The organism is Saccharothrix sp. HUAS TT1 (genome assembly GCF_040744945.1).
Lineage (GTDB): Bacteria > Actinomycetota > Actinomycetes > Mycobacteriales > Pseudonocardiaceae > Actinosynnema.
In genome coordinates this window covers 1,841,804-1,867,850 of record NZ_CP160453.1, presented here as the reverse complement: position 1 = coordinate 1,867,850, position 26,047 = coordinate 1,841,804, and the positions used below count along the sequence as shown (strand labels likewise).

The 26,047-nt window shown below is 73.4% G+C and carries 28 protein-coding genes; 13 read left to right on the top strand and 15 right to left on the bottom strand.

Annotated features, from left to right (window positions below; translation table 11 throughout):
• Window positions 1-50: 50 nt before the first annotated feature.
• From AB0F89_RS09220 to AB0F89_RS09205, 4 genes are all read right to left on the bottom strand, one after another.
• On the bottom strand, window positions 51-533 hold the full coding sequence (locus AB0F89_RS09220) for a YbjN domain-containing protein (RefSeq protein ID WP_367134545.1): 483 nt from the start codon (window positions 531-533) through the stop codon (window positions 51-53).
• The gene (gene mshA / locus AB0F89_RS09215; protein ID WP_367134543.1) at window positions 530-1,783 is read right to left on the bottom strand and encodes a D-inositol-3-phosphate glycosyltransferase; all 1,254 of its coding nucleotides are present in this window, start codon (window positions 1,781-1,783) and stop codon (window positions 530-532) included. Before mshA ends, AB0F89_RS09220 begins: the two co-directional genes overlap by 4 nt.
• Complete coding sequence (locus AB0F89_RS09210; protein WP_367134541.1) at window positions 1,780-2,574, bottom strand: alpha/beta fold hydrolase; 795 nt, start codon at window positions 2,572-2,574, stop codon at window positions 1,780-1,782. Before AB0F89_RS09210 ends, mshA begins: the two co-directional genes overlap by 4 nt.
• Window positions 2,575-3,027: 453 nt before the next feature.
• Window positions 3,028-4,173, bottom strand: a complete 1,146-nt coding sequence (locus tag AB0F89_RS09205) for an Ig-like domain-containing protein (protein ID WP_367134539.1) — start codon at window positions 4,171-4,173, stop codon at window positions 3,028-3,030.
• A gap of 87 nt (window positions 4,174-4,260) precedes the next feature.
• Here AB0F89_RS09205 and AB0F89_RS09200 point away from each other — a divergent pair, with 87 nt between their 5' ends.
• A complete protein-coding gene (locus tag AB0F89_RS09200) occupies window positions 4,261-4,992 on the top strand; it encodes an SDR family NAD(P)-dependent oxidoreductase (protein ID WP_367134537.1) in 732 nt (243 codons plus the stop codon).
• Here the strand turns inward: AB0F89_RS09200 and AB0F89_RS09195 are convergent.
• A complete protein-coding gene (locus AB0F89_RS09195; RefSeq protein WP_367134535.1) occupies window positions 4,946-5,944 on the bottom strand; it encodes a hypothetical protein in 999 nt (332 codons plus the stop codon). The two genes, AB0F89_RS09200 and AB0F89_RS09195, sit on opposite strands and share 47 nt — an antisense overlap.
• A 164-nt stretch (window positions 5,945-6,108) precedes the next feature.
• Window positions 6,109-7,215 (bottom strand): UDP-N-acetylmuramate dehydrogenase, encoded by a 1,107-nt coding sequence (locus tag AB0F89_RS09190; protein WP_367134533.1) that lies wholly within the window; start codon window positions 7,213-7,215, stop codon window positions 6,109-6,111.
• Here AB0F89_RS09190 and AB0F89_RS09185 point away from each other — a divergent pair.
• Genes AB0F89_RS09185 through AB0F89_RS09165 form a run of 5 tightly spaced genes read left to right on the top strand, consistent with a single transcriptional unit; the run spans window position 7,214 to window position 11,219 of the window.
• A complete protein-coding gene (locus tag AB0F89_RS09185; RefSeq protein WP_367134531.1) occupies window positions 7,214-7,708 on the top strand; it encodes a DUF2505 domain-containing protein in 495 nt (164 codons plus the stop codon). The genes AB0F89_RS09190 and AB0F89_RS09185 overlap by 2 nt on opposite strands.
• A complete protein-coding gene (locus AB0F89_RS09180) occupies window positions 7,687-8,490 on the top strand; it encodes a class I SAM-dependent methyltransferase (protein ID WP_367134529.1) in 804 nt (267 codons plus the stop codon). The genes AB0F89_RS09185 and AB0F89_RS09180 overlap by 22 nt, the downstream gene beginning before the upstream one ends.
• A gap of 10 nt (window positions 8,491-8,500) precedes the next feature.
• Window positions 8,501-9,235 carry a maleylpyruvate isomerase family mycothiol-dependent enzyme gene (locus AB0F89_RS09175; RefSeq protein WP_367134527.1) on the top strand — a complete coding sequence of 245 codons (735 nt, stop codon included), beginning with the start codon at window positions 8,501-8,503 and terminating at the stop codon, window positions 9,233-9,235.
• A 12-nt stretch (window positions 9,236-9,247) separates the two neighbouring features.
• Window positions 9,248-10,126 carry a formyltetrahydrofolate deformylase gene (gene purU, locus AB0F89_RS09170; RefSeq protein ID WP_367134525.1) on the top strand — a complete coding sequence of 293 codons (879 nt, stop codon included), beginning with the start codon at window positions 9,248-9,250 and terminating at the stop codon, window positions 10,124-10,126.
• 25 nt (window positions 10,127-10,151) lie between these two features.
• Window positions 10,152-11,219 (top strand): LOG family protein, encoded by a 1,068-nt coding sequence (locus tag AB0F89_RS09165; protein WP_367134523.1) that lies wholly within the window; start codon window positions 10,152-10,154, stop codon window positions 11,217-11,219.
• Window positions 11,220-11,229: 10 nt separating this feature from the next.
• Here AB0F89_RS09165 and AB0F89_RS09160 read toward each other — a convergent pair whose 3' ends face one another.
• Window positions 11,230-11,784 carry a YbaK/EbsC family protein gene (locus AB0F89_RS09160; protein ID WP_367134521.1) on the bottom strand — a complete coding sequence of 185 codons (555 nt, stop codon included), beginning with the start codon at window positions 11,782-11,784 and terminating at the stop codon, window positions 11,230-11,232.
• Between the two features lie 69 nt (window positions 11,785-11,853).
• Here AB0F89_RS09160 and AB0F89_RS09155 point away from each other — a divergent pair, with 69 nt between their 5' ends.
• Complete coding sequence (locus AB0F89_RS09155) at window positions 11,854-12,612, top strand: TipAS antibiotic-recognition domain-containing protein (RefSeq protein ID WP_367134519.1); 759 nt, start codon at window positions 11,854-11,856, stop codon at window positions 12,610-12,612.
• Window positions 12,613-12,654: 42 nt separating this feature from the next.
• Here the strand turns inward: AB0F89_RS09155 and AB0F89_RS09150 are convergent, their stop codons facing one another.
• The 5 genes from AB0F89_RS09150 to AB0F89_RS09130 all read right to left on the bottom strand — a co-directional run bounded on the left by AB0F89_RS09150 (window position 12,655) and on the right by AB0F89_RS09130 (window position 15,387).
• Window positions 12,655-13,209: a type 1 glutamine amidotransferase domain-containing protein gene (locus AB0F89_RS09150; protein WP_367134517.1), complete on the bottom strand. Its 555-nt coding sequence runs from the start codon at window positions 13,207-13,209 to the stop codon at window positions 12,655-12,657.
• A 9-nt stretch (window positions 13,210-13,218) separates the two neighbouring features.
• The gene (locus AB0F89_RS09145) at window positions 13,219-13,881 is read right to left on the bottom strand and encodes an alpha/beta fold hydrolase (RefSeq protein ID WP_367134515.1); all 663 of its coding nucleotides are present in this window, start codon (window positions 13,879-13,881) and stop codon (window positions 13,219-13,221) included.
• Window positions 13,875-14,195 carry a DUF2516 family protein gene (locus AB0F89_RS09140; RefSeq protein WP_367134513.1) on the bottom strand — a complete coding sequence of 107 codons (321 nt, stop codon included), beginning with the start codon at window positions 14,193-14,195 and terminating at the stop codon, window positions 13,875-13,877. Before AB0F89_RS09140 ends, AB0F89_RS09145 begins: the two co-directional genes overlap by 7 nt.
• 80 nt (window positions 14,196-14,275) lie before the next feature.
• Complete coding sequence (locus tag AB0F89_RS09135; protein WP_367134511.1) at window positions 14,276-14,968, bottom strand: hypothetical protein; 693 nt, start codon at window positions 14,966-14,968, stop codon at window positions 14,276-14,278.
• Window positions 14,969-14,973: 5 nt separating this feature from the next.
• The gene (locus tag AB0F89_RS09130) at window positions 14,974-15,387 is read right to left on the bottom strand and encodes a helix-turn-helix domain-containing protein (protein WP_367134509.1); all 414 of its coding nucleotides are present in this window, start codon (window positions 15,385-15,387) and stop codon (window positions 14,974-14,976) included.
• 112 nt (window positions 15,388-15,499) lie between these two features.
• On the opposite strand from AB0F89_RS09130, the gene tgmC reads away from it, so the two are divergent.
• Window positions 15,500-16,624 carry an ATP-grasp peptide maturase system methyltransferase gene (gene tgmC / locus AB0F89_RS09125; RefSeq protein ID WP_367134507.1) on the top strand — a complete coding sequence of 375 codons (1,125 nt, stop codon included), beginning with the start codon at window positions 15,500-15,502 and terminating at the stop codon, window positions 16,622-16,624.
• 4 nt (window positions 16,625-16,628) lie between these two features.
• Here tgmC and AB0F89_RS09120 read toward each other — a convergent pair whose 3' ends face one another.
• Complete coding sequence (locus AB0F89_RS09120) at window positions 16,629-17,342, bottom strand: zf-TFIIB domain-containing protein (RefSeq protein ID WP_367134505.1); 714 nt, start codon at window positions 17,340-17,342, stop codon at window positions 16,629-16,631.
• A 74-nt stretch (window positions 17,343-17,416) separates the two neighbouring features.
• Between AB0F89_RS09120 and AB0F89_RS09115 the strand changes: the two genes are divergently transcribed.
• A complete protein-coding gene (locus tag AB0F89_RS09115) occupies window positions 17,417-19,348 on the top strand; it encodes an NACHT domain-containing NTPase (RefSeq protein WP_367134503.1) in 1,932 nt (643 codons plus the stop codon).
• On the opposite strand, the gene AB0F89_RS09110 is transcribed toward AB0F89_RS09115, so the two are convergent.
• A complete protein-coding gene (locus AB0F89_RS09110; RefSeq protein ID WP_367134501.1) occupies window positions 19,337-20,509 on the bottom strand; it encodes a pyridoxal phosphate-dependent aminotransferase in 1,173 nt (390 codons plus the stop codon). The genes AB0F89_RS09115 and AB0F89_RS09110 overlap by 12 nt on opposite strands.
• A gap of 80 nt (window positions 20,510-20,589) precedes the next feature.
• On the opposite strand from AB0F89_RS09110, the gene AB0F89_RS09105 reads away from it, so the two are divergent.
• Complete coding sequence (locus AB0F89_RS09105) at window positions 20,590-21,795, top strand: DUF445 domain-containing protein (protein ID WP_367138792.1); 1,206 nt, start codon at window positions 20,590-20,592, stop codon at window positions 21,793-21,795.
• A 12-nt stretch (window positions 21,796-21,807) separates the two neighbouring features.
• Here the strand turns inward: AB0F89_RS09105 and AB0F89_RS09100 are convergent, their stop codons facing one another.
• Window positions 21,808-22,347 carry a CGNR zinc finger domain-containing protein gene (locus AB0F89_RS09100; protein ID WP_367134499.1) on the bottom strand — a complete coding sequence of 180 codons (540 nt, stop codon included), beginning with the start codon at window positions 22,345-22,347 and terminating at the stop codon, window positions 21,808-21,810.
• A 152-nt stretch (window positions 22,348-22,499) separates the two neighbouring features.
• Here AB0F89_RS09100 and AB0F89_RS09095 point away from each other — a divergent pair, with 152 nt between their 5' ends.
• From AB0F89_RS09095 to AB0F89_RS09085, 3 genes are read left to right on the top strand one after another with little or no spacing between them, the layout of a single operon-like run.
• Entirely contained in the window at window positions 22,500-23,024 is a 525-nt protein-coding gene (locus AB0F89_RS09095; RefSeq protein ID WP_367134497.1) for a PadR family transcriptional regulator, read from the top strand.
• Entirely contained in the window at window positions 23,021-23,716 is a 696-nt protein-coding gene (locus AB0F89_RS09090; RefSeq protein WP_367134495.1) for an ABC transporter ATP-binding protein, read from the top strand. Before AB0F89_RS09095 ends, AB0F89_RS09090 begins: the two co-directional genes overlap by 4 nt.
• A complete protein-coding gene (locus AB0F89_RS09085) occupies window positions 23,713-26,010 on the top strand; it encodes an FtsX-like permease family protein (RefSeq protein WP_367134493.1) in 2,298 nt (765 codons plus the stop codon). Before AB0F89_RS09090 ends, AB0F89_RS09085 begins: the two co-directional genes overlap by 4 nt.
• Window positions 26,011-26,047: the final 37 nt, after the last annotated feature.

Sequence of the window (26,047 nt, the reverse complement as noted above, 5' to 3'; positions counted from 1 at the left end):
CGGTCACCGCTGGGACGGGGCGCGGGCTCAGGGCCGTTGCGCGGGGGTGATCACGATTCGGACACCAGGTGCCGGAACGCCTGGAGGTTGGCCAGCGACTCGCCGCGCGAGACCCGCCAGTCCCACTCGCGCTGGATCGCGCCGGCGAAGCCGAGTTCCAGCAGCGTGTTGAAGTCGCCGTCGGCCGCCTCCACCACCTGCCCGAGCACGCGGTCCAGCTCGTCCGGCGTCACGGCGTGCAGCGCGACCCGACCGACCAGGTAGATGTCGCCGGTCGTGTCGATCGTGTAGTGCACGCCGTACAGCTTCGCGTTGCGGCGCAACAGGAACCGGTAAACGTCCTCGTGCGACTCGTCCGGCTTGCGGCAGACGAACGCCTCGACCACCAGCGCGTGCCTGCCGAGCACCAGCCAGCAGTTCGTCTGCAGCTTCTTCGTGCCGGGCAGGGTCACGAAGAACCGACCGGGTCCCTTGCGGTCGTAGCGCAGCTCGCGTTCGTCCAACGTGGAGCTGATGACCTCGTCCAGGCTCAAGCGATGACCTCCTCGCGGAACACGTCCCGTGCTTCGGCGTACCCCGCGAGCAGTGAATCAGTCGTCCTGTCCCACGAGAACCGGCGGGCGTGCCCGACCGCGTTGCTGGCCAGCTCCTCCCGGTACGCCCGGTTCAACCCGATGCCGGACAGCACCCGCGCCCACGACTGCGCGTCGTGACCGTCCACCAGCACCCCGGACACCCCGTCCCGGACCGCCACCGGCAACCCGCCCACCGCGGCCGCGACCACCGGCGTCCCGCACGCCTGCGCCTCCAGCGCGACCAGCCCGAACGACTCGTTGTGACTGGGCACCGCGACCACGTCCGCGGCCCGGTAGACCCGCGCCAACGCCTCGCCCTCCTGCGGTGGCAGGAACCGCACCACGTCCGAGATCCGCAGCTCCGAGGCCAGCCGGACCAACTCCTCCGGCGTCTTCATCCCCGACCCCGACGGCCCGCCGACGACCAGCACCACCAGCCGCGACCGCAACCCGGGATCGCGCGCCACCATCTCGGCCGCCGCGCGCAACAGCACGTCCGGCGCCTTCAACGGCTGGATCCGCCCCACGAACGCCAGCACGACGGACTCGGGCCGCAACCCCAGGGACGACCGTGCCGCGTCCCGGTCACCCGGCGTGAACCGCTCCAGGTCCACCCCCGGCGGCACGACCAGCACCTTCCCGGGGTCCGCGTCGTACAGCTTGACCAGCTCGGCGGCCTCGACGTCGGTGTTCGCCACCAACCGGTCCGCCTCCGCGACCACCTGCTCCTCGCCGATCACCCGCATCCGGGGCTCCGGCGTGTCGTCCACCGCCAGCGCCAGGTTCTTCACCTTGGCCAACGTGTGCGCCGTGTGCACCAACGGCACCGCCCACCGCTCCCGCGCCAACCACCCGACCTGCCCGGACAGCCAGTAGTGCGAGTGCACCACGTCGTAGTGCCCCGGCTCGTGCCGCGCCTCGGCCCTCAGCACGCCCGCCGTGAACGCGCACAGCTGACCAGGCAGTTCTTCCTTCCCCAGGCCCTCGAACGGCCCCGCCACCACGTGCCGGACCTTCACCCCGGGCGCCAGTTCGGCCACCGGCGGCAAGTCGGACGACGTGGCCCGCGTGAAGATCTCCACCGCGATCCCCCGCTGCGCCATCCGCCTGGCCGTCTGCACGATGTAGACGTTCATCCCGCCCGCGTCACCCGTCCCGGGCTGCTCCAGCGGCGAGGTGTGCACGGAGAGCACCGCGACCCGCTTCACCGCGAGACCTCTGCCACGAAGCCCGCCAGGTCGGCGGCGAAGCGCTCGGGCCGTTCCAGGAAGGGCGCGTGTCCGGTGCGTTCGTAGCGGCGCAAGTCGGCTCCGGGGATCAGGGCCGCCGCGTACTCCCCGGCGGCCGGGTCGACCACCTCGTCGGCGGTGCCGTGCACCACCAGTGTCGGCCTGTCCACCGCCTTCAGCACTGCGGCGCTGTCCACGTCCCGCTTGAACAACTCCCGCCGCACCCGCGGCGGGACGCGCAGCGAGGTGCCCAGCAGCCGTTGCACCAGCTCACCGCCCACGACACCCTGCGCCTGCCAGAACGACGCCAACGCGGGCACCGCCACCGCCGGGTCGTCCGACAACGCCCCCGGCAACGCCGCCCGCATCACCCCACCGACCGCACCACCGGGCCGACCACGCCCCAACTCGGTGATCGCGCCGACCAGCACCACCCCGCTGACCTGCGCCGTCCCGTGGAACCGCAGGTAGTCGGCTATCACCACACCGCCGTACGACCACCCGACCACCACCGCCGGCCGCCCGACGTGATCCAGGACGGCCTTCAGATCAGCCGCCCAGCACGCCGAATCCCGGTACCCGCCCTCCGCGACCTGCGAGTCCCCGTGCCCCCGCAGGTCCACCGCGTACGAGCGGAAGGACGGATCCGGCGACCACACCTCCCCGGACTGCGCCCAGCCGTGCACCAGCACGACCGCCGGACCGTCCTGCGGACCCGACTCGCGAACCGCCAGCCGGACGCCCTCGGCGTCGAGGAGAGTGTTCTGCACGATCTACGACAACGCCCAGGTCAACCCACCACTTCCCACCACCGGCGTTTTTCCGCCGTGTACCTCACCACAACCCAACCGCACCCAACCGCACCAACCCACCGAGGCTCGATTTGACATGGGTTCGGGTGCCATAGGCTGGACGAAGCCGGCAGGCCCGGCGGGACGCTTTACCCCGCCGGGCCTGCCGGCTTTGGCCTGCCTGGGGTGCCCGTAAGGGCCCCATGTCAAATCGAGCCGGACAGCACCACCGCCCTGAACGTAGAACTCAGGACTCCCGAACGTAGGACTCTCGCGCCCTGACCGTAGGACTCTCGCGCCCTGACCGTAGGACTCTCGCGCTCCCAACGCAGGACTCTCGCGCCCTGAACGTAGGACACGCGGGACGCGAACGTTCGACACGCGGGACGCGAACGTTCGACACGCGGGACGTGGGGGTTCGACTCGCGGGGGTTAGAGGGCGGACATGGTTTGCCACTGGGACCAGGGGATCTGCCAGTCGTACCAGTCGAACTGGGCGGGCAGGGTGGTGATCGAGCCCGTCACCTCCACCGGGTCACCCACCAGCGCGCTGTCGTAGTACGCCTTGGCGTCGGCCTCCAGCAGGTTCGCGCACCCGTGCGACGTGTTCGCCTTGCCGATGTTGGCCGCGTTGTCGTTGTTCTCGTGGATGAACTCGCCGTGGTTGGAGAACCGCACCGCCCACTTCTTGACCACGTTGGTGTAGCCGTAACGCGGGTTGTCGAAGCTGAACGTGTCGTTCTTCTGCATCACCACGAACGTGCCGTTCGGCGTGGTCAGCTCCGGGTCTGCGTCCCTGCCGAACGACGCCGGGTAGGTCGCCACCGTCTGCCCGTCGCGCTGCACCACCAGCTGGTGCGTCGGCGTGTCGATCTTCACGACCTGGTTGCGGCCGATGGTGAAGTCGCTGGTCACGTCCGCGCGGCCGTACGCGCCGCCGCCGTAGGGCACGCCGTACAGCTTCGCCTCGACGTGGACCTGGGTGTTCGCGGGCCAGTACTTCTCCGGCCGGTAGTGCACCTCGCGGGCGTTCAGCCACGCCCAGCTGCCCACCACGCCGGCCGAGTTGGTGACGGTCAGCGCCTTCTCCACGCTCGCCCGGTCGGTCACGTCCACGTCGAACTCGACCTTGATCGGGACCGCGACGCCCATCGTCTGGTTGTCGCCGGGGAACAGCGTGGCGCGCACCTGCGACGCCGGGGTGAGGGTGGTGAACGCGCCCTGGAGGTCGACCGGCCTGCCGTCGGCGCCGATCGCCCGGCCCGAGTAGGTGTAGCTCTTGCCGTACCCCAGCGGCTCGGTGCTGGTCCAGGTTTTCTTGTCCTCGGTGAGCGCGCCCGCGACGGGCTGCCCCTCGGGGTTGGTCAGGGCGACCTGGTCGATCGTGCCCTCGGCCACCGTCACCTGCACCGGCACGTTCACCGGCACGTCCTTGGCGCCGTCGGCGGGCGCGGTGGTGATCTTGGCCACCGGCGGGCCGTCACCGCCGACCGGTGTGGCCGCGCCCTGTTCCACCTTCGCCGAGCAGCCGGCCAGCAACGCCAAGCCGAGCAGCAGAGCCGCCAATCTCCTGTGCACGTTCGACCTCCTGATCGAAGGACGTCTCACGGGACCTCCGGTGCGAGTGATCTCGATCACATGAATCGCACACCTAGGATCATCACCGTGAACCGTCCTATCGCAGTCGTGACCGGAGCCAGTGCGGGTATCGGTGAGGCCACCGCCCGCAGGCTCGCCGCCGAGGGCTTCCACGTGGTGCTGGGCGCCCGGCGGGTCGACCGCCTCAAGGTTATCGCGGATGAGATCGGGGGCGCCGCCGTCGAGCTCGACGTCACCTCGGCGCCGTCGGTCGAGGCGTTCCTGGACGCCGTCCCCGCCGCCCGGGTCCTGGTCAACAACGCCGGCGGCGCGCGCGGCCTGGCCACCGTCGCCGAGGCCGACGAGGAGCACTGGCGGTGGATGTGGGAGACGAACGTCCTGGGCACGCTGCGGGTCACCAAGGGCCTGCTGCCCAAGCTGATCGCCTCCGGTGACGGTCACGTCGTCTCCGTCACCTCGGTCGCCGCTTACGAGGCGTACGACAACGGTTCCGGCTACACGTCGGCCAAGCACGCACAGTCCGCGCTGCACCGGACGTTGCGCGGCGAACTGCTCGGGCAGCCGGTGCGCGTCACCGAGGTCCTGCCGGGCATGGTGGAGACCGACTTCTCGTTGAACCGCTTCGACGGCGACGCCGACCGTGCCGCCGCCGTCTACCAGGGCGTGACGCCGCTGACCGCGGACGACGTCGCGGACGTGATCGCGTTCGCGGTGACCAGGCCGTCGCACGTGAACCTGGACCAGATCGTGCTCAAGCCCCGCGCGCAGGCGTCGGCGACACGCGTGCACCGGGCGTGAGCAGCAGGTCCACGTCCAGCTGGTCCAGCACCGCGCCGACCGGGTTGGCGAACCCGCGCGTCGGGCTGCCGGCGCAGTAGAGCCCGACCACGCGGTTGCCGTCGTCCAGCAGCACCGCGCCGGAGTCGCCGTGGTCGGCGAACCCCCGCGTCTCGATCCGGATCTGGTCGCGCAGGGTGCGCACGCCGATGCCCGCCCCGAAGTCCAGCGTGATCGCGGCGTCCGTCGACGCCACCACGCCCTCGGTGACGGCGGTCGTGCGGCCCCGCTTGCGGACCCGCAGGCTGACCCGCGCGTCGGCTGCCCCGGTGACCGCGCCCAGCCCCACCACCTCGGCCCGCACCCGCGGCGTGGTCAGCACGATCGCGGCGGCGTCCACCCGGCCGGACAGCGCGGCCCGCGCCAGCGCGCCGACCCGGTCGTGCACCGGGTGGCCACCGTCGATCCGGGACGGGTGCACCATCGGGTCGCCGACCGCCCAGGCGTCGTCGACGCAGGCGACGTGGAAGGACGTCAGCGCCATCACCACGTGCCTGCGGCGCGGCGTGACCAGCGCGCCGAGCGTCCCGGCCACCACGTAGTCGTCCACTTCGGGCACGTCCGGCGGCACGAACCGGATCGCCCGGCTCGGCCCGATCCCGATGCCGCCCGCCAGCACCTCGTGCCGCTCCGCGCCGCCCACGCCCTCCGGCGAGGCGATGGTGTGGTGCGGGTGGAACGTGTCCTCGACCACGTCGGTCGGCACGCCGAGGACGTCCGGCGGGATGGCGAACTGGGCGGCGGGTCCCTTGCGCCGGACGAACACCACGATCGCCAGCTCACCGGTCGCCCGGCCGCCGACGGTCTTCTCGCCGAGGTCGACACCCACCACACCGGGCCGGCTCAGGAAGTCGTCCTCAACCAGCTTCTTGATCGGCCTGACGGCCGCGCGATCGTCGTCGGGGTAGGCCATGACGACCTCCAACAGGTGCCCCTGCCTCCATGAAACGCGCGGAGTGAGGATTCGTCACACGTGGTCACCCGTTCGGCCTCGCCACCGCCGGCCCCTGGAACACCACAACCACCGCACCCACGACCGCCGCACCCCACGACCACGCACCCGACAACCCCAGGGCGTCAGAGCTCGCAGCCCACCAGCACGGGTTCCGGCCGCAGCTCCACCCCGAACGCCGTCCGCACCCCGTCGCGCACCTCGCGCGCCAGGTCCAACAGGTCCTCCGTGGAGGCCCCGCCGCGGTTGGTCAGCGCCAGCGTGTGCTTGCCCGACAACGCCACTCGACCGCCGGCGCCCCGGTACCCGCGCTGGAACCCGGCCCGCTCGATCAGCCAGGCCGCCGACAGCTTCGCGAACCCGGCCCCCGCCGGGTAGGTCGGCACGTCCACGTGCGACCCCAGCCGCTCGGCGATCCGGATCAGCACACCGGCCAGCGTGGAGTCGTCCAGCAGCGGGTTGGTGAAGAACGAGCCCGCGCTCCACGTGTCGTGGTCGGCCGCGTCCAGCACCATGCCCTTGCCGCGCCGCAGCTCCAGCACCGCCTTGCGGGCCGCGTCGGCGGGCACCCGGTCGCCCGGCGCGACGCCGAGCACCCTGGCCAGCTCGCCGTACCGGATGGGCGCCGACTGGCCGCCCGCCGTCAGCGCGAACCGCGCCCGCAGCACCACCGCCTGGTCCGTGCCCTTCAGCACGCTCGTGCGGTACGCCAGCCCCAGCCCCTCCGCGGGCACCTGGTGCACCCGGCCGGTCCGCCGGTCGAGCAGGTCCACCGACGTCAGCACCTGCGCGACCTCGACGCCGTACGCGCCGACGTTCTGCACCGGCGTCGCCCCGACCAGCCCGGGGATGCCGGACAGGCACTCCAGCCCGCCCAGCCCCTGCGCCACGGCCTCGGCCACCACCGAGTCCCAGTCCTCGCCCGCCTCGACGGTGAGCTGCACCAGGCCGTCGCCCAGCGGGTCCAGCCGCCGGCCCGCCGTGCCGACCTGCACCACGGTGCCGGCGAACCCGGTGTCGGAGACCACGAGGTTCGACCCGCCGCCGAGCAGCAGCAGCGGTTCGCCGGCCGCGTCCAACGCGCGCACGGTCTCGACCAGCTCGGCGGCTGTGGCGGCGCGCGCGAACCTCGTCGCAGGGCCACCGAGCCGCAGCGTGGTGCACTCGGCCAGCGGCACACGGGCACTGGAGGGCGGGGTGGTCACGACAGAGAACGGTAGCCTCCGCGACATGGCACGCCGCATCGAGCACCGAACCACGTCCCGCCGGCCCGCGCGGGACGTGTACGCAGCGCTGGTGGACGAGACCTACCTGCGGGACCGGTTGGCCGTGCTGGGCGGCGCGGACCCCGAGCTGATCACCTTCACCTCGACCGGCGGCACCACGTCCTACCAGCTCAAGCAGGGTGTGTCCGCCGAGCACCTGCCGCCGTTCGCGCGCGGTGTGCTGGGCGGTGACCTGGTCATCACGCGCACCGAGACGTGGACCGAGGCGGGTCTGACCGGCACCATCGAGGGCCTGCTCAAGGGCGTGCCGGGCCGCTTGGAGGGCACGATCACGCTCAGCGACACCCCGACCGGCAGCGAGTTGCTGCTCGTCGGCCAGACCAAGGTGGGCATCCCGCTGGTCGGCGGCAAGGTCGAGTCGTTGATCGCCGAGCAGGTGGCCCTGCTGCTGGACAAGGAAACCGAGTTCACCTCCGAATGGCTCGCACGCCACGCCTAGCCGCGGGTCGGGCCCGCGCGCTCGGCCTGCCCACCAGGGGCACCACGAACCCGAACCGCCTGCGCCGGGTGGACCGGTGGGTCGCGCACACCCACCGCGACCTGCTCGACCGGCCCGAGCCGCTGGTGGTCGACCTCGGCTACGGCTCGTCCCCGGTCACCACCGTGGAGCTGGCCGCACGGCTGCGCGCGGTCAACCCGGACGTCCGCGTGCTCGGCCTGGAGCTGGACGCGGACCGGGTCGCCGCGGGCAAGGAGGTCGCCGACCCGCCGCGGCTGGACTTCCGGCGCGGCGGGTTCGAGCTGGCCGGGGCCCGCCCGGTGCTGCTGCGCGCGTTCAACGTGCTGCGCCAGTACACCGAGGAGCAGGCCGCCGAGGCGTGGGGCGCCATGGTCGGCCGGCTCGCGCCGGGCGGTGTGCTGGTGGAGGGCACGTGCGACGAGATCGGCCGCCGCTGCTGCTGGGTCGCGCTGACCGCCGACGGGCCGCGGACGTTCACCCTGTCCTGCCTGCCCGCCGACCTGGAGACCCCGGGCGACCTGGCCGAACGGCTGCCGAAGGCGTTGATCCACCACAACGTGCCCGGCGAGAAGGTGCACGCGCTGCTGAGCGAGCTGGACGCGTGCTGGGCGACGTCCGCGCCGTTCGCGCCCTACGGCCCGCGGGCCCGCTGGGTGCGGGCCGTGGAGCTGCTGGCCGAGCGCGGCTGGCCGGTGCTGGACGACCGGAAGCGGTGGCGGCTCGGCGAGGTGACCCTGCCCTGGGACGTCGTCGGTCCCTAGGCTGTGCGGGGTGGACCACGCGGATCTCGTGCAGCAGCTGAGGACCCACTACGCCGCGGCGCGCGCCGCCGCCCTGGCCGCCGGGCCGGACGCGCAGGCGCCGACCTGTCCGGGCTGGGCGGTGCGGGACCTGGTCGACCACCTGGCGCTCACGCACTCCTGGGCGTCGACCGCCTTGCGCACCCCGCCGGACGGCGAGCGGCCGCGACCGCAGGACCGGCCCGCCGACTGGGACGAACTGCTCGATTGGTGGGACAAGAGGTTCACCGAGCTGGCCGATGCGCTCGCCGGCACCACGTCGAACACGCCCGCGTGGTCGTTCACCGGCCCGAAGACCCACGCCTTCTGGGCCCGGCGGCAGGCGCACGAGACGGCGATCCACCGGCTGGACGCCGAGCACGCGCTGCACGGCCCGGAGGTGCCGTCGCTGCTGTTCGACGCCGGGTTCGCGGCCGACGGCGTCGACGAGTACCTGGACCGGATGCTGCCCCACGTCGCCCGGCGCGAGCCGGTCGGGCGGGCGGGCCGCGTGCTGTTCCACGCCGCCGACGCGGGCCGGGCGTGGGAGCTGCGGCTCACGCCGGGCGAGCCGCCGGAGGTCGGCCGCCCCACCGGCTCGGCCACCGATGCGGACGCGATCGTCGCGGGCACCGCGGACGCGCTGTACCGGGCGGTGTGGGGCCGGCCGAGCGGCGCCATCACATCGGGGGACAGGTCACTGCTGGACGGGCTGCCGCGACCGTAGATACTTCGCGTCGTGCCCCTGCCTGAACGACGCTACGTGATCACCTTCGGCTGCCCGGACCGGACCGGCATCGTGGCCAGGATCTCCTCGTTCCTGGCCGAGCACGGTGGCTGGATCGTGGAGGCGGCCTACCACACCGACCCGGCCACCAACTGGTTCTTCACCCGCCAGGAGGTGCGGGCCGACTCGCTGCCGTTCGACGTCGAGGAGCTGCGGTCGCGGTTCGCCGAGGTGGCCCGCGAGCTGGGCGCGCACCCCGGCGCGTGGCGGGTGACCGACTCCGGCGAGCGGCGGCGCGTGGTGATCCTGGTGTCCAGGGAGGGGCACTGCCTGTACGACCTGCTGGGCCGGGTGGCCTCGCGCGAGCTGGACGTGGACGTGTCGGCGGTGATCGGCAACCACGCCGACCTGGCCGGGATCACCAGGGCGCACGGCATCCCGTTCCACCACCTGCCGTTCCCGGTGAACGACCCGGAGGGCAAGTCGGCGGCGTTCGCGCAGCTGCGCCAGCTGGTCGACGCGCAGCGGCCGCACGCGGTGGTGCTGGCGCGGTTCATGCAGATCCTGCCCGCCGAGCTGTGCGCGGACTGGGCCGGGCGGGCGCTGAACATCCACCACAGCTTCCTGCCGTCGTTCATCGGGGCGCGGCCGTACCACCAGGCGCACAGCCGCGGCGTGAAGCTGGTCGGCGCGACCTGCCACTACGTCACCGCGGAACTCGACCAGGGCCCCATCGTGGAGCAGGACGTGATCCGGGTGGACCACACCGACTCGATCAACGACATGGTGCGCAAGGGTCGTGACATCGAGAAGGTGGTGCTGGCGCGCGGTCTGCGGTGGCACCTGGAGGACCGGGTCCTCGTGCACGGGAACCAGACCGTCATCTTCTGACCGGCCGGGGTCGTAGGCTGCGCCGGTGCGCACGGAGTACACCGACATCCACCAGGTGCGAGCGGCGACGGACCTGCGGGACGCCGTGCTCGTCGGGCTCGACCTGAGCGACGAGGAGCTGCGCGTGCCGGTGGACGGCGCGCTGTTCCTCGGCTGCGCGCTCTCCCCCGTCGGCCAGCGGCGGGCGGCGGCGGCCGGGGCGCTGGTGTTCCCGGCGATCCCCGACCTGCCCTACGACGTGTACCGGTCGCGGCTGTACACGCCGGGCGAGCTGTTCGCCGGGTTCGACCCGGCCGACCCGGTCACCTACGCCGACACCCCGGACGCCCTGATCTACCGGCACAGCCGGGCGCGGGGCCACAACCCGGACCCGCTGCACGCCCTGGCCGAGCGGCTGCACGACCACGCGATCACCGAGGCGCTGGCGGACGCGCTGGCCGAGCGGCCGGTCGCGGTGATGGGCGGGCACGCGCTGGGCCGGGACACCGACGGCTACCGGCGGGCGGTGGGGCTGGGCGCGGCGCTCGGCGAGGCCGGGTTCACCGTGCTGACCGGCGGCGGGCCGGGCGTGATGGAGGCCGTGCCGCTGGGCGTGCGGATCGGCGTGGACGAGCCGACGCTGAAGGACCTGGCCAGGGCCCCGGGGTTCGGCCACGACGCGGAGTCCATCGGGCGCTGGATCGCCGCCTGCCCCACCGACCTGCCGACGCACGACCGGGTGCGCACGATCGGCATCCCGACCTGGTTCTACGGCCACGAGCCGCCGAACCCGGCGTGCGAGCTGCACGCCAAGTACTTCGCCAACTCGGTCCGCGAGGAGGGTCTGCTGACCGTCGCCACCGGCGGCGTCATCTACACGCCCGGCAGCGCGGGCACCGTCCAGGAGGTCTTCCAGGACTACTGCCAGAACCACTACGGCTCGGTCGGCCCGGCCGCGCCGATGGTGTTCCTGGGCGAGGACTTCTGGGTGAACGAGGTGCCGGCCGCTCCCCTGGTGCGCACGCTCGCCCGCGGTCGGGAGGCCGAGCGCTGGATCCTGGTCACCGACGACACCGACGAGGCGGTCGGCTTCCTGCGGGGCTACGCGGGGTGAGCGCCCGCCGCTAGCGGGCCAGGGCCAGGCCCTCCACGACCTCGGCGCCGGGCAGCTTCGCCAGCACCTCGCCGGGCACCAGCAGCTTGCTGCCCCGGACGCCGCTGCCGATCACCAGTTCCGGCGCGGTCGCGACCTCGGGCGACAGCAGCACGGGCCAGTCCTCGGGCAGGCCGACGGGCGTGATGCCGCCGTACTCCATGCCGCTGAGCGCCACCGCGTCGTCCATCGGCGCGAACGACGCCTTGCGCGAGTCCAGCCGCCGCCGCACCACGCCGTTCACGTCCGCCCGCGTGGTCGCCAGCACCAGGCACGCGGCGTAGCGGACCACGTCACCGCGCTTGCCCGCGACCACGACGCAGTTCGCCGACGCCTCCAGCGGCGAGCCGTAGTGCGCGCAGAACTCGGCCGTGTCCGCCAGCGCGGGGTCGATCTCCGCCACCGCGAACCGCGCGCCGTCCGGGGACGACCGGAGCGCGGCGGCGACCGGTTCCGCCACCAGGTCCAGCCGGTCGAGCGCGGGCACGGGGTTCAGCGTTCCTGCGATGGTCCACACGCCGACCATCCTGCCGGCACGCTTGACGTTGACGCTGCGTCAACCTCTACCGTCGTGAGCACGGGAGGGAGGACGGTCATGGCCTGGTCGATCGCGCAGGTCGCGCGGATGTCGGGGGTGACGTCGCGGACGCTGCGGCACTACGACGCCATCGGCCTGCTCGCACCGGCGTGGATCGGCGGCAACGGCTACCGGCACTACGAGCGCGAGCAGCTGCTGCGGCTCCAGCGCATCCTGCTGCTGCGCGAGCTGGGGCTCGGCCTGGACACCGTCGCCGAGGTCCTGGACGGCCGGCACCGGGAGGTCGACGTGCTGCGCAACCACGCGCGGTGGCTGGCCGCCGAGCAGGAGCGGCTGGCGACGCTGGCCCGGACCGTCTCCCGCACGATCGAGGAGCTGGAAGGAGGTGATCACGTGAAGATGGAAGAGCTGTTCGAGGGCTTCGACGCCGACCGCCAGGCCCGCTACGAGGCGGAACTGGTGGAGCGCTACGGCGAGGGGGCGCGGGAGCGCATCGACGAGGGCAAGCGCCGGATGCGGGGCTGGACCAAGGCCGACGCCGACGGGTTCCTCGCCGAGTGGCAGGCGGTCGTCCGGGCTTACGCCGACGTGTTCCGCGCCGGTGTCGCGGCCGACTCGCCGCAGGCGCTGGAGGTGACCGACCGGCACCACACCTGGCTGACCCGGAGCTGGACCCCCGACCGGGAGTCCTACACCGGCCTGGGTGAGCTGTACGCCGACTCGCCCGAGTTCCGCGTCCAGTTGGAGGAGCACGCCGAGGGCCTGGCCGAGTACGTCCGCGACGCCATCGCGGCCTACGCCCTGGCCCGCCTGTAGCCAGGTCCACGGGGAGGTGCACCTCCCCGTGGACCCGGTGGCTCAGAGTTCCTGCAGCCCGAACGCCTTCAGCGCCTCGCGGTTGAACGCGGGCAGGTCGTCGGGGTTGCGGCTGGTGACCAGGGTCCACCCGGCCATGTCGCAGACCCGGACCTCCTGGTCCGCCCAGTCGCCGCCCGCGTTGCGGATGTCGGTGGCCAGGCTCGGGAACGAGGTCAGCATCTTCCCGCGCACCACGTCGGCCTCGACCAGCAGCCACGGCCCGTGGCAGATCGCCGCGACCGGCTTGCCCGCGGCCACGTGCTGCTGGACGAACCGCACGGCGTCGCGGTCCATCCGCAGGAAGTCGGAGTTCGCCACCCCGCCGGGGATGACGATGCCGTCGTAGTCCATCGGGTCCGCGTGCGCGAACGGCACGTCGACGTCGAACTTGTCGGCCGGGGTCAGGTGCTCGAACGCCTGCACCTGCCCGAGCTTGGGCGCGAGCAGCCTGGGCAGCGCACCGGCCTTCTCCACGTGCTGCCAGGGCTCGGTCAGCTCGACCTGCTCGATGCCCTCCGTGTCGACCAGGAATGCGATCTTCTTCTGTTCGGCCATGCCCTCCGGCTACCCGCGCAGGAAGTCGGACAACCACCCGCGCACGTCACCGCGGTGGGTCGCCCACGACGGGACCAGCTCCAGCCTGCCGTTCGGGAAGGCCGCCGCCACCTGCTTGGCCACGTCCTCGGGGTGCAGCGGGTCCCGGGTCGCGCCGATCACCAGCACCGGCGCGGTGACGCGGGCCAGTGCCGCGCGGTCGGGCACCGCGACCTGGCCGGGCAGCTCGGCCAGCGCGCCGTCGAGGCGGGCGAACGCGCGCCGCCGTTCGGCCCGGTAGTCGGGCGGGCCGCCGACGGCGGTGATCGCCTCTTCGCGGTCGAGCACCCGCCGCGGCTCGTCCAGCACGGCGGGCAGCAGCAGGGCGACGCGGTCGAACGCGTCGGGTTCGTCGGCCAGCAGGGCGAGCAGCGCGCCCGCGGTCAGCGACACGCCGATCGCCCGGGTCGCGCCGGTCTCGCGGGCGACGGCGCGCAGGTCGGCGGCGATCCGCCGGTAGTTCCAGTAGCCCTCGGGCGCGTCCGGGGCGTCGCCGTGCGAGGGGAGGGTGACCACGACCCGCGTGCCCGGCAGGCCGGACGTGGGCAGCCGTGCCTCACCGGGTGTCGCGCCCAGGCCGTGGCCGACGAGCGTGACGGGTGCGCCGGAGCCGAAGCCCCGGTGCGTCACCACCTGGGGCCGCGCTGGACCTCGATCAGCCGCGGCCGGACGTCGACCACGTACACCGTGACCGCGACCAGTGCGGCGAGCCAGAAGATCCCGCCCGCGGAGAACGGGTGGAACAGCAGCAGCGCGAACGCGCCACCGCCGGTGATGCCGAGCCACGCGGGCTTGGTCATGCGCTCGGCCGCCGTGTAGGCGTCCGCGCGCTGGGAGAGCGCGTGCGCGAACGCGAACACGCCCATGACCAGCGCGGCGTAGTACGCCACGAACATGACCCAGGCGTCCAGGTAGAGCGGACTGAAGGGCGGGAATGGGGACAGCACACCACCAGCGTACGTGCGTCGCGCGGTCCCGGTACAGCCGAAACGGGGCGCCCCTCGTGGGACGCCCCGTGCCGGTCAGGTCACTTGCCGCTGTCGGCGGGCTTCTTCGGCGTGACGGCGCGAGCGCCGGTGGCGCTCTTCGGGGCGCCCGCCGGCTTGGTCTCCGCCACCGGCTTGGTCGCGGCGGTCTTGCGCGGCGCGGCGGCCTTGCGGGTGGTGCTGCGCACCTCGGCGGCGACGTCGCCACCGACCTCGACCAGGGTCTCGGCCAGCCGCTCGGTCGCGTCGTCCACGTCGTCGGCGACCTTCTCGCCGACCGCGCGGGTGCGGCGGGACACCTTGCCGAGCACGTCGTCGGCCAGCACGCGGGCGTCGGCGGCGGCGGTCTCGGTGCGCTTCTGCGCGGTCTCGACGGCCTCCTCGACCTGGTGCAGCGCCTTCTGCAGCTGCGGCTGGGTCTTCAACTTCTCCAGCGCCTCCTCGCCGTGCTGGGCGAGGAACTGGTAGAGGTTCAGCGCGGACTGCGTGTAGGCGTCGACCACCTTGCGCAGCTCGGCGGGGTCCAGCTTGTCCCGCAGGTCCTTCTTGAGGTCGGCCGACTCGGCCGCGGTCCGCGCCGACTCGGCGCGCTCGCGGGCCTTGCCCAGCGCCTCGACGACGGCCTTGGCGGCCAGGTCGCCGGCGCCGAGGGCGGCGAGCAGCGGCGTGCGAGCGGCGGCGACGGCCTGTTCGCCCGCCTTGCGCAGTTCCTCGGTGGTGGGCAGGTTCGGCATGGAGCTCACTCCTCCGGCTCGGTGTGGTGGGTGGTCTGGTTGCCGGCTCGGCCGGCGGCGGTCGTGTTCTCCCGCCGGAAGGACTCGTAGACGTCGAGCAGCACCTGCTTCTGCCGCTCGGTCAGGTCGGGTGCGGTGACGATGGCGTCGGCGAGGGCGCCGCCCTCGCGCTGCTCCAGGATCCCGGCCTCGACGTACAGCGCCTCGGCCGAGATGCGCAGGCCCTTGGCGATCTGCTGCAGCACCTCGGCGCTCGGCTTGCGCAGCCCGCGCTCGATCTGGCTCAGGTACGGGTTGGAGACCCCGGCCAGCTTGGAGAGCTGGCGCAGCGAGATCTTCGCCGTGTTGCGCTGCCTGCGGATGTAGTCGCCGATGTCGCGGCCGAGGTCGGCCACCGCCTCGTCGATGGACTTGTCCAACTTTGCGGCACCTCCTCGATCCGTATTCGACGGTACGCGGAGGTGCTAGCAGTTGCAAGCGCTCTGCTAGCGATCGGCACGTGTGCTCGACCACAGCGCTACGGTGGGTCGCGTGGACGACCCCGCGGACCTGCGCAGCCGGCTGACCGAGTCGCTGCTGACCGCGGGCGTGCTGCGCGACCCGCGGTGGGCCGAGGCGTTTCGCCAGGTCCCGCGGCACGCGTTCCTGCCGGGGTTCTTCGTCCAGCGGCCCGACGGCGACTGGCGGCCGATCACCGCCGCGCACCCGGACCACCTCGCGCTGGCGTACCGCGACGACGTCTGCGTGACCCAGCTCGGCGGTGACGACCGGGCGTGGCAGCAAGCGCTCGCCACCGGTGCCGCGTCCGGGGTACCCACCAGCTCGTCGAGCATGCCGACGATCATGGCGATCATGCTGGAGGCCCTGGCCGTCGCGCCGGGCCACCGGGTGCTGGAGGTCGGCACCGGCACCGGCTACAACGCCGCCCTGCTCTGCCACGTGCTCGGCGACCGGCTGGTGACCTCGATCGACGTCGACCCCGGCGTGCTGGCGCGGGCGCGGGACCGGCTGGCCGCCGCCGGGTACCACCCGACGTGCGTGGCCGGCGACGGTGAGCGGGGTCACCCGCCGCGCGCGCCTTACGACCGCGTCCTCGGCACGTGCGCCGTGTCGCGCGTGCCCGTCGCGTGGCTGGAGCAGACCGCGCCCGGCGGGGTGGTCGTGACGACGTTCAACCGGGCCATCGGCGCCGGCCTGGTGCGGTTGACCGTGCGGGACGGCGTGGCGACCGGGCGGGTGCTGCCGGAGGACGGCCGGTTCATGCCGCTGCGCGCGCACCGGCAGGCGTGGGCCGACCGGGCGCTGGCGGCGGCGCTGACCGCCGAGGCGGGGACGTCGCGCACGACGCTGCTGTCGTCACGGGCGGTGCTGGACCCGGCCGGCCCGTTCGAGTTCTTCGCCGGGCTGGCGCTGGCCGAGGTGGCGGTGGCGGCCGACCCGATCCGCCTGGCGCACCCGGACGGCTCGTGGGTGCGGCACCGCGGCGCGGTCGTGGACCAGGGCGGACCTCGCCCGCTCTGGGACCTCGCCGAAGCCGCCCACCGCCGGTGGCGCGCGCTGGGCCGGCCTCGGCGGCACCAGTTCTCCTTCACCGCCACGCCCACCGGGCAGCACTTCGCGCTGGACGGCACGGACCTGACGTGGCCGCTGCCGTGAGCGCTCAGTCGAGCAGTTCCTCCAGGAAGCTGCGCCTGCGGGGCGGGTAGTGCGGGTTGTGGTAGCCGGGCGGGTAGGCGGCCGGCGGTGGGGGCGCGGTGCCGGGCGGCGGCTGGTACGGCGGCGGCGCGCCGTGGGTCGGGGGCGCCTGGGCGCCGGGCGGCGGCTGGTAGGGCGGCGGTGGCTGGTACGGCGGCGGCGGACCCGGCTGGTCGCCGCCGGTCGGCACCGGCTCCCCTGCCCGCGGAGCGCCTTCACCCGACGAAGCACTCTCGCCCGGCGCGGCAGCCTCGCCCGACGCGGCAGCCTCGCCCGACGAAGCACTCTCGCCCGGCACAACACCCTCACCCGGCAGAGCGTCCCCGCCCGGCGCAGCACCCTCGACCGGCGTCGCTCCTTCCACCGGCCGCGAGCCTTCGACCGGAACTGCCATCGTCGGAGCTGCCATCGTCGGGGCGGCCGTCGGCGGTGCGGCCATTGGCGGCGGAGTCATCGGCGGGGCCGCCATCGGCGGTGGAGCCGGCGGGATCATCATCGGCGTGGCCAGGGGCACGCCCTCCGGGCGGTACGGCTGCGCGTAGTGCGCCCGCTCGGCGGCGATGATCTGTTCCAGCTCGCCGCCGTCGAGGAAGACGCCGTGGCAGTTCTCGCACTGCTCGATGTGCACGGAACCCCGGCTGATGGTCCGCATCAGGTCCTGGCATTTCGGACAGATCACGTCACCGAGCGTACGCAACGACACAGGGGTGGCCGCGTCACCACCAAACGTGACCGGTCAGTCATGATGCGTTGGTGTCCAGATTCCGCCAGCGGGCCGTGCTCACGGGGTGCGTGCTGGCCGCCGTGCTCACCGCGGCCGGCCTCTTCGTCACCGACTACGGCATCGACCCCACCCTGTGGCTGTCCGGCCTCGCCCTCGGCTTCCTGGCGCTGCTCGCCGCGCTGGACCCGTGGCTGCACCGCCGCAAGGCCGCCGGGCTGGCCACCGACGACAACCTCACCGCCGCCGCGACCGCCCTCGCCCGCGCCCTGCACGCCCAGTGGAACGAGGAGTGCCGGGCCCGCGGCCTGCACGACGACACCATCCTCGACCTGCACTGGAGCGCCGTCCACGGCGAACCGGGGCACAGCGACGGCGTCCTGCGCGCGTTCCAGCGCAACCCGCGCGTGGTGTTCCTCGGCGAACCCGGCGCGGGCAAGAGCACGACGGCGATGCTGCTCACCATCGGCCTGCTCAGCCGGCCCGGCGACGGCCCGGTGCCGTTCCTGCTCCCGCTGTCCACCTGGGACCCGGAGGCCGAGGACGTCCGCACCTGGATGACCCGCAGGCTCTACGAGGACCACCCGGCGCTGCGCAACACCGAGCTGTACGGCAGCTACGCGGGCGACCTGCTGGTCGAGCAGCGCCGGGTGTTCCCGGTGCTGGACGGGCTGGACCAGATCCCGGCCGAGCGGCGCGCCGACGCGCTGGACCGGATCAACCGCGCGTTCCCCGGCGGCCACCCGCTGGTGCTGACCAGCCGCACGGACGAGTTCGCCGAGGCGGGCACCCCGGTGGCGGGCGCCCAGGTGGTGCAGCTGCAGCCGCTGGACCACGAGGAGATCGCGGGCTACCTGCGCTCGGTCTCGGACCCGGTGACGGCGGCCCGCTGGGAGCCGATCTTCCTGCACCTGCGCGCCGAGCCGGAGGGGCGGCTGGCCGAGGCGCTGTCCACGCCGCTCGCGGTGTGGCTGGCGGGGGTCGTCTACGGCTACGGCGAGCCGAGCGAGCTGCTGGACCGGGTCCGGTTCCCGGACCGCGTCGCCGTCGAGGACCACCTGGTGGACATGCTGGTCAACGGCGCGTTCGGCGACCGGGGCGTGGCGCACCAGGCCGGTGCGAGCCAGGTCTGGCCGCGGGAGCGGGCGGCGCGCTGGCTGGCGTTCCTGGCGACCGAGATGCGTGCCCGGGGCGTGCGCGAGATGGGCTGGTGGGAGCTGCGCCGCGCGGTCGGCAGCACGTGGTTGGCGCTGCTCGGCGCGGTGGTGCTGGGCGCGATCGGCGGGTTCGGCGTCGCCTGGCTGATGGCGTACGCGAGCACGCCGAGGTGGGCCCCGATCACCGGCCTGGCCGCCGGGCTCGCGGTCGCCGTGGCCGCGCTGCACGCGTCCGGCCACCGCGTGCCGAAGCCGCGACTGGGCGTGTGGCGCAGCCTCGTCGTGGTCAGCGGCGTCCTCGGCACGGCGGCGGGCCTGGTGTTCGGCGCGCTGTACGGGCTGGACGCGGGCCTGGTCGTCGGCCTGGGCATCGCGGTGGCGGTGGCGCTGCGGTTCGGGCTGGCGGGCAGCGCCGAGCTGACCCACCCGTCCAGTCCGAAGTGGACCATGGCGCGGGACCGGATCGCGGTGTGGACCGGGTCGCTGGTGCTGGCCGTGGTGTTCGGCGCGGCCGCGGGCCTGGTGTTCGGGCCGACCCAGTCGGGCATGGTCGGGCTCGGCCTGGCCTGCGGGCTGCTGCTCGGCTTCACGCTGTCCGTGCTGCACCTGCGCTGGTGGTGGTTCACCGTGGCGCGGATCTGGCTGGCCGCGCGCGGCAAGCTGCCGTGGGAGCTGATGGTGTTCCTGGAGGACGCGCGCAAGCTCGGCGTGCTGCGCCAGGCGGGCTCCGCCTACCAGTTCCGGCACGCGCTGGTGCAGGACCGGCTGGCGGGTGAGCGCCCGACCCGGGTGACGTCAGACGCTTAGCCGGCGCAGCCGGTGGATCGCCTCGTCCAGCACCTCGTCGCGCTTGCAGAACGCGAACCGCACCAGGTGCCGCCACCGGTCGGGGTGGTCGGTGAACACCTGCACCGGCACCCCGGCCACGCCGATCCGCTCGGGCAGCTCCCGGCACAGCTGGAGGCCGTCGGTGAAGCCGAGCGGGCGGACGTCCGCGGTGATGAAGTAGGTGCCCTCGCTCGGCCGCACCGCGAAGCCCGCGTCGGCCAGCCCGTCGGCCAGCCGCGAGCGCTTGTCCTGCAGCGACGCGCGCAGGCCGGCCACCCACTCCTGCTCGTCGCGCAGCGCGTGCGCCACGGCGGGCTGGAACGGCGCGCCGCCGACGAAGGTCAGGAACTGCTTGGCCGCGCGCACCGCGCCGACCAGCTCGGCCGGGCCGCACGCCCAGCCGATCTTCCAGCCCGTGCAGTTGAACGACTTGCCCGCGCCGGAGATCGTGACGGTCCGCTCGGCCATGCCGGGGAACGTCGCCAGCGGCACGTGCTCCAGGCCGTCGAACACCAGGTGCTCGTACACCTCGTCGGTGATCGCCAGGACGTCGTGCTCGACGCACAGGGCGGCGACGGCGGCCAGCTCGTCGCGGGTGAGCACCGTGCCGGTCGGGTTGTGCGGCGAGTTGAGCAGCAGCGCCCTGGTCCGCGACCCGAAGGCGGCGCGCAGCGCGTCGACGTCCAGCCCGAGCCGCCCGGTGCCCGGCTCCTCGACCAGCCCCACGGTCCGCCGGGTCGCGCCGGCCAGCGCCACCGACGCGGCGTACGAGTCGTAGTAGGGCTCGATGAGCACGACCTCGTCACCGGGCTCGACCAGGGCCAGCAGGGCCGCCGCGATGGCCTCGGTGGCGCCGACCGTGACCAGGACCTCGGTGTCGGGGTTGTAGTGCGTGCCGTAGCGCGCGCGGTGCTCGCTGATCGCCTGGCGCAGCTCCGGCGTGCCCGGGCCGGGCGGGTACTGGTTGAGGCCGCCGTCGATGGCCGCCTTGGCGACCTCCAGCATCCCGGGCGGGCCGTCGGTGTCCGGGAAGCCCTGGCCGAGGTTGACCGCCCCCGTCCGGGTGGCCAACGCGGTCATCTCCGCGAAGATCGTCGAGGTGAACGGCCTCATCCTGGGTACTAGCGCTGGTGCCCGCACGACTCCGATTCTTCACGGACAATGGCCACGTGGAGCAACTGACCCCCGCTGACCAGCTCAAGCGCCAGGGCCTGCGCCGGATGAAGCTCGTGGCGACCGGCTTCTTCCTGGCCGCGACCCTGATCTTCGTCATCGCGCTGCTGTTCGAGGACGGCGGCCCGGCGTGGGTCGGGTACGTCCGCGCGGCGGCCGAGGCGGGCATGGTCGGCGCGATCGCCGACTGGTTCGCCGTGACCGCGCTGTTCCGCAGGCCGCTGGGCCTGCCGATCCCGCACACGGCGATCATCCCGACCCGCAAGGACACCTTCGGCGACGCGCTCGGGTCGTTCGTCGGGACGAACTTCCTGTCCGAGGCGGTGGTGCGGGACAAGCTGCGCCGGGCCGGCATCGGGCGGCGGCTCGGCGAGTGGGTCTCCGAGCCGGAGCACGCCGAGCGGGTGACGTCCGAGGTGGCCAACGTGGTCAAGGGCGCGGTCACCGTGCTGCGGGACGACGACGTGCAGGCCGTGGTCGAGCAGGCGATCGTGCGGCGGCTGGTGGACCAGCCGTGGGGCCCGCCGCTGGGCAAGCTGCTCGGGCAGGTGCTCACCGACGGCGCGCACCACAAGCTCGTCGACCTGATGTGCGACCGGGCCTACGACTGGGTGCGGGACAACTACGAGCGGGTGATGGGCGTGGTGTCGGACCGCGCGCCGTCGTGGTCGCCGAAGTTCGTGGACTCGATGCTCGGCGACAAGGTCTACAACGAGCTGCTGAACTTCGCGTGGGCGGTCAAGACCGACGGCAACCACCCGATGCGGCTGGCGGTGGACCAGTTCCTGATCGAGTTCTCCGAGGACCTGCGCACCGACCCGGCGACCATGCAGCGGGCCGACCAGGTCAAGCAGCAGATCGTGACGCACCCGGACGTGCAGCGGCTCATCGGGTCGGCGTGGGGCACGGCGAAGAAGATGCTGCTCGACGCGGCCGAGGACCCGTCGTCGGAGCTGCGCAGGCGGGTCCGCGAGGGGCTGGTGTCGTTCGGCAGGCGGCTGGTCGAGGACGAGTCGATGCGCGCGAAGGTCGACGGGTGGCTGGAGGGCGCGGCGGGGTACGTGGTGACCAACTACCGCGACGAGATCACCACGCTGATCACCGACACCGTCGAGCGCTGGGACGCCGAGGAGACCTCGCGCAAGATCGAGCTGCAGGTCGGCCGCGACCTGCAGTTCATCCGCATCAACGGCACGGTGGTGGGCGCGCTCGCGGGCCTGGTGATCTACACCGTCGGCCAGGTGCTGACCTGAGCCGGGCGGCGCTCAGGACACGCTGAGGGCGCGGCGCTCCCGCCAGTTGCGCGCCTTCTCCCGGTTGCCGCACGTCTGCATCGAGCACCAGGTGCGCGAGCGGTTGCGCGAGCGGTCGAAGAAGGCCCAGCGGCAGTCGTCCGCCTGGCAGATCTTGAACCGCTCCCACGACCCGAGCACCGCCAGCCGGGCCGCCGCGCCGAGCACCGCGCCGAGCGCGTCGGTGCTGGACATCGTCGGCACGCCGTGGCTGAGGTCGACGCGGACCAGGCCCGCCGCGGCGGGGGTGGGATCGGGTCCGTCGTGCCGTTCACCCAGCGAGGCCCGCAGCGACGCGCGGGCGGCGCGGACCTCTTCCGGGTCACCCGCCCGGCCTAGGCCGCGCTCGGTCACCCACGCGCGCCAGGCGGCGGCGCTGTCCAGGACGTCCGTGCCGAGTTCGAGGTCTCGGGTGTTCAGGAAAGCGAGCAGCAGCTCCACATCGTGTTCCGCATCGCCGGCTCGACCCTGCGTGAAAGCCGCGTGGTCCCAGCCGGCCGCCAGACCAGTCACCCCTCCACTGTAGGCGTCGGAGGGTCGCGATGTGGCGAAGTAACCGTCAATCCGTCGTGACCGGTTAGCCCACCTGCCCGTTCGGACGAGTGCCCGCGCTAGCCCGATCGGTCTATGAACTGTGTGTATACCTCGTGTGTATAGTCGCTCGCATGTCGATCGGACACACCCTGCTGGGCCTGCTCGAAAGAGGTCCACGGCACGGTTACGACCTCAAGAGGGCCTACGACGAGCGCTTCGGCCACGACCGGCCGCTGCACTACGGGCAGGTCTACACCACGCTCTCGCGCCTGCTCCGCAACGGCCTCGTGGAGGAGGCGGGCGTGGAGGCGGGCGACGGCCCGGAGCGCAAGCGCTACGCGATCACCGACGCGGGCGTGACGGACGTGGAGGGGTGGCTGGGCACGGCGGAGAAGCCGGAGCCCTACCTGCAGAACACCCTCTACGCGAAGGTCGTGCTGGCCCTGCTGTCCGGTCGCAGCGCCGACGACGTGCTGGACGTCCAGCGCGCCGCCCACCTGGCCACGATGCGCGAGCTGACCAAGCGCAAGGCCGGTGGCGACCTCGCCGACCAGCTCATCTGCGACCACGCCCTGTTCCACCTCGAAGCCGACCTGCGCTGGCTGGAGCTCACCGCCGCGCGCCTCGGCCAGCTGAAGACGGCGGTGACCCGATGAACGACCAGCAACCGGCCCGGCCCCTGCTGGAGGCCGTCGACCTGCACAAGTCGTTCGGCCCGACGCCCGCCCTGGACGGCGCGGGCCTGGCCGTGCGCGCGGGCGAGGTGGTGGCCGTGATGGGGCCGTCCGGCTCCGGCAAGTCCACCCTGCTGCACTGCCTGGCGGGCATCCTCACGCCGGACCGGGGCGCCGTGCGCTACCGGGACGTCGAGCTGAGCGCGATGGGCGACGGCCCGCGCAGCGAGCTGCGGCGCACCGACTTCGGGTTCGTGTTCCAGTTCGGCCAGCTGGTGCCCGAGCTGAGCTGCCTGGAGAACGTCGCCCTGCCGCTGCGCCTGGGCTCGGTCAAGCGCAAGGCCGCCGAGTCCCGCGCCCGCGAGTGGCTGGAGCGGCTGGAGGTGGCCGACGTCGCGGACAAGCGGCCCGGCGAGACCTCCGGCGGCCAGGGCCAGCGGGTCGCCGTGGCCCGCGCCCTGGTCACCGGGCCGCGGGTGGTGTTCGCCGACGAGCCGACGGGCGCGCTGGACTCGCTCAACGGCGAGCGGGTGATGCAGCTGCTGGTCACCGCGGCGAAGGAGACCAACGCGGCCGTGGTGCTGGTGACGCACGAGGCGCGGGTGGCCGCCTACTCCGACCGCGAGGTCGTGGTCCGCGACGGCCGGTCCCGCGAGATGGAGCCGGTCACGTGACGCGGTGGTTCTCCGACCTCGCCCTCGGCGTCCGGCTGGCGATCGGCGGCGGTCGCACCTCGTGGGTCCGGCTCGCGCTGACCGGCGCGGGCATCGGCATCGGGGTGGCCGTGCTGCTGGCCGCGTCCTCGATGCCGACGGTGCTGTCCGAGCGCGCTGAGCGGCAGGCCGCCGGCCAGCCGGTGCTGGGCGACCGGGACTCCGACAACGCGCTGCACCGGATCGACTGGACCTCGGACTACCGCGGCCACACGGTCTCCGGCTACTTCGTCAACCCCACCGGGGTGAACCCGCCGGTGCCGCCGGGCCTGTCGAGGGTGCCCGGCGACGGCGAGATCTTCCTCTCGCCCGCGCTGGCGGAGCTGCTGGCGTCGCCGGAGGGCGAGCTGCTGCGGGCCCGGTTCCCGCAGGAGGTGGTCGGCGCCATCACCCGGGCCGGTCAGAACGCGCCGAACGACCTGCAGTTCTACGCCGGCGACGCCTCCGTGCGCGGCGAGAGCGGCGACGTGGTCATCGGGTTCGGTGGCGCGGTGCAGGACCGCTCGATCGACCCGCTGCTGTCGCTGCTGATCATCGTCGGCGTGGTCGCGCTGCTGTTCCCGGTGCTGGTGTTCGTCGGCATCAGCACGAGGCTGGCGGGCGCCGAGCGGGACCGCAGGCTGGCGGCGCTGCGGCTGGTCGGCGCGGGCGCGCAGCGGGTGCGGCGGATCGCCGCGGGCGAGGCGCTGCTCGGCGCGTTCGTCGGGCTGGCCGTCGGCGGGGCGGTGTTCTTCGTCGCCCGGCTGTTCGTGGAGGAGGTCCAGCTCCTGCGGCTCAGCGTGTTCGCCGCCGACCTGACGCCGTCGCCGCCGCTGGCCGTGGTGATCGTCGTGCTGGTGCCGGTCCTGGCGGTGCTGACGTCGCTGGTCGCGATGCGGCGCACGGTGGTCGAGCCGCTGGGCGTGGTGCGCCGGACCAAGCCGGTGCGGCGGGTGCTGTGGTGGCGGATGGTGCCGATCGTGCTCGGCGGGGCGGCCCTGCTGACCCAGGCGGGCGCGTTCGGCGGTGACGAGGTCCGCGGGTCGGACGAGGTCGTCATCGGCGGGATCATCCTGCTGCTGCTCGGCATCCCGGTGCTGCTGCCGTGGGTGGTGGAGCGGTCGGTCGGCCGGCTGCGCGGCGGCCCGCCGTCGTGGCAGCTGGCGATCCGCAGGCTCCAGCTGGAGAGCGGCACCGCCGCCCGCGTGGTCGGTGGCGTGGCCGTGGTGCTGGCGGGCGGGATCGCGCTGCAGTCGGTGATGGCCAGCGCGGCGAGCCAGGTCATGGACCGGCCGACGTCGGAGGTCGACCGGGACCGGGTCATGATCAGCGTGCAGGACGCGTCGCCCGAGGCGACCGAGCGCACCATGGGCCTGCTGGCGCGGACTCCCGGCGTGGAGGGGGTGCACTCGACGCGGAGCCTGTCGTTCATGGTCGGCCCGCAGGAGTACCACTCGGCGACGATCGGCGACTGCGACGCGCTGCGGACGCGGGTGGCGCTGCCGAGCTGCCAGGACGGCGACTCGTTCTACGTCGCGCCCGACCCCGCGCAGGGCGGCGAGGCGAAGGATCTGCGACCGGGTCAGCAGGTCGTGGTGTTCGCGAACCAGTCCGACGAGGAGCCGAGTCTCAAGTGGACGGTTCCCGGGTTCACCGCGCTCGGCGCCGCCGACTCGTCACCGGGCTCGCGACCCGGCCTGCTGGTGACGCCGTCGGTGGTGCGGGACCTGCCGGTCCAGCCGGACCACGCCTCGGTGCTGGTGGAGGTCGACCGGGGCGTGCCGGACATCACCGAGCACGTCCGCAACGCGGTGGCGCCGATGACCTGGCGCACCTACACGTACTACTACGGCGCGATCGACCTCTCCGAGCGGGCCAAGGAGTTCCAGAGCATCCGCCAGGCGCTCATGGCGGGCTCGCTCATCACGCTGCTGCTGGCCGGCGCGAGCCTGCTGGTGCTGGCGCTGGAACAGGTCCGCGAGCGCAGGCGGCCGTTCGCGGTGCTCGCGGCGAGCGGTGTGCCGCGCGGCGCGCTGAGCCGGTCGCTGCTGTGGCAGAACGCGGTTCCGCTGCTCCTGGCGCTCGTGGTGGCGCTGGCCGTCGGCACCGCGCTGGCGGCCCTGCTGCTGCGGATCATCTCCGAGTCGATCGTGCTGGACTGGCAGGGCATCGCGGTGCTCAGCGGCGCGGCGGCCCTGATGGTCGTCGTGGTGACCGCCCTGTCGCTGCCGTCCCTGCGACGGGCGACGGGCGCGCTCGGCCTGCGTTCCGAGTAGCCGCGACGCCGGCGTCGCCGTCCCACCGCGGCGCCGG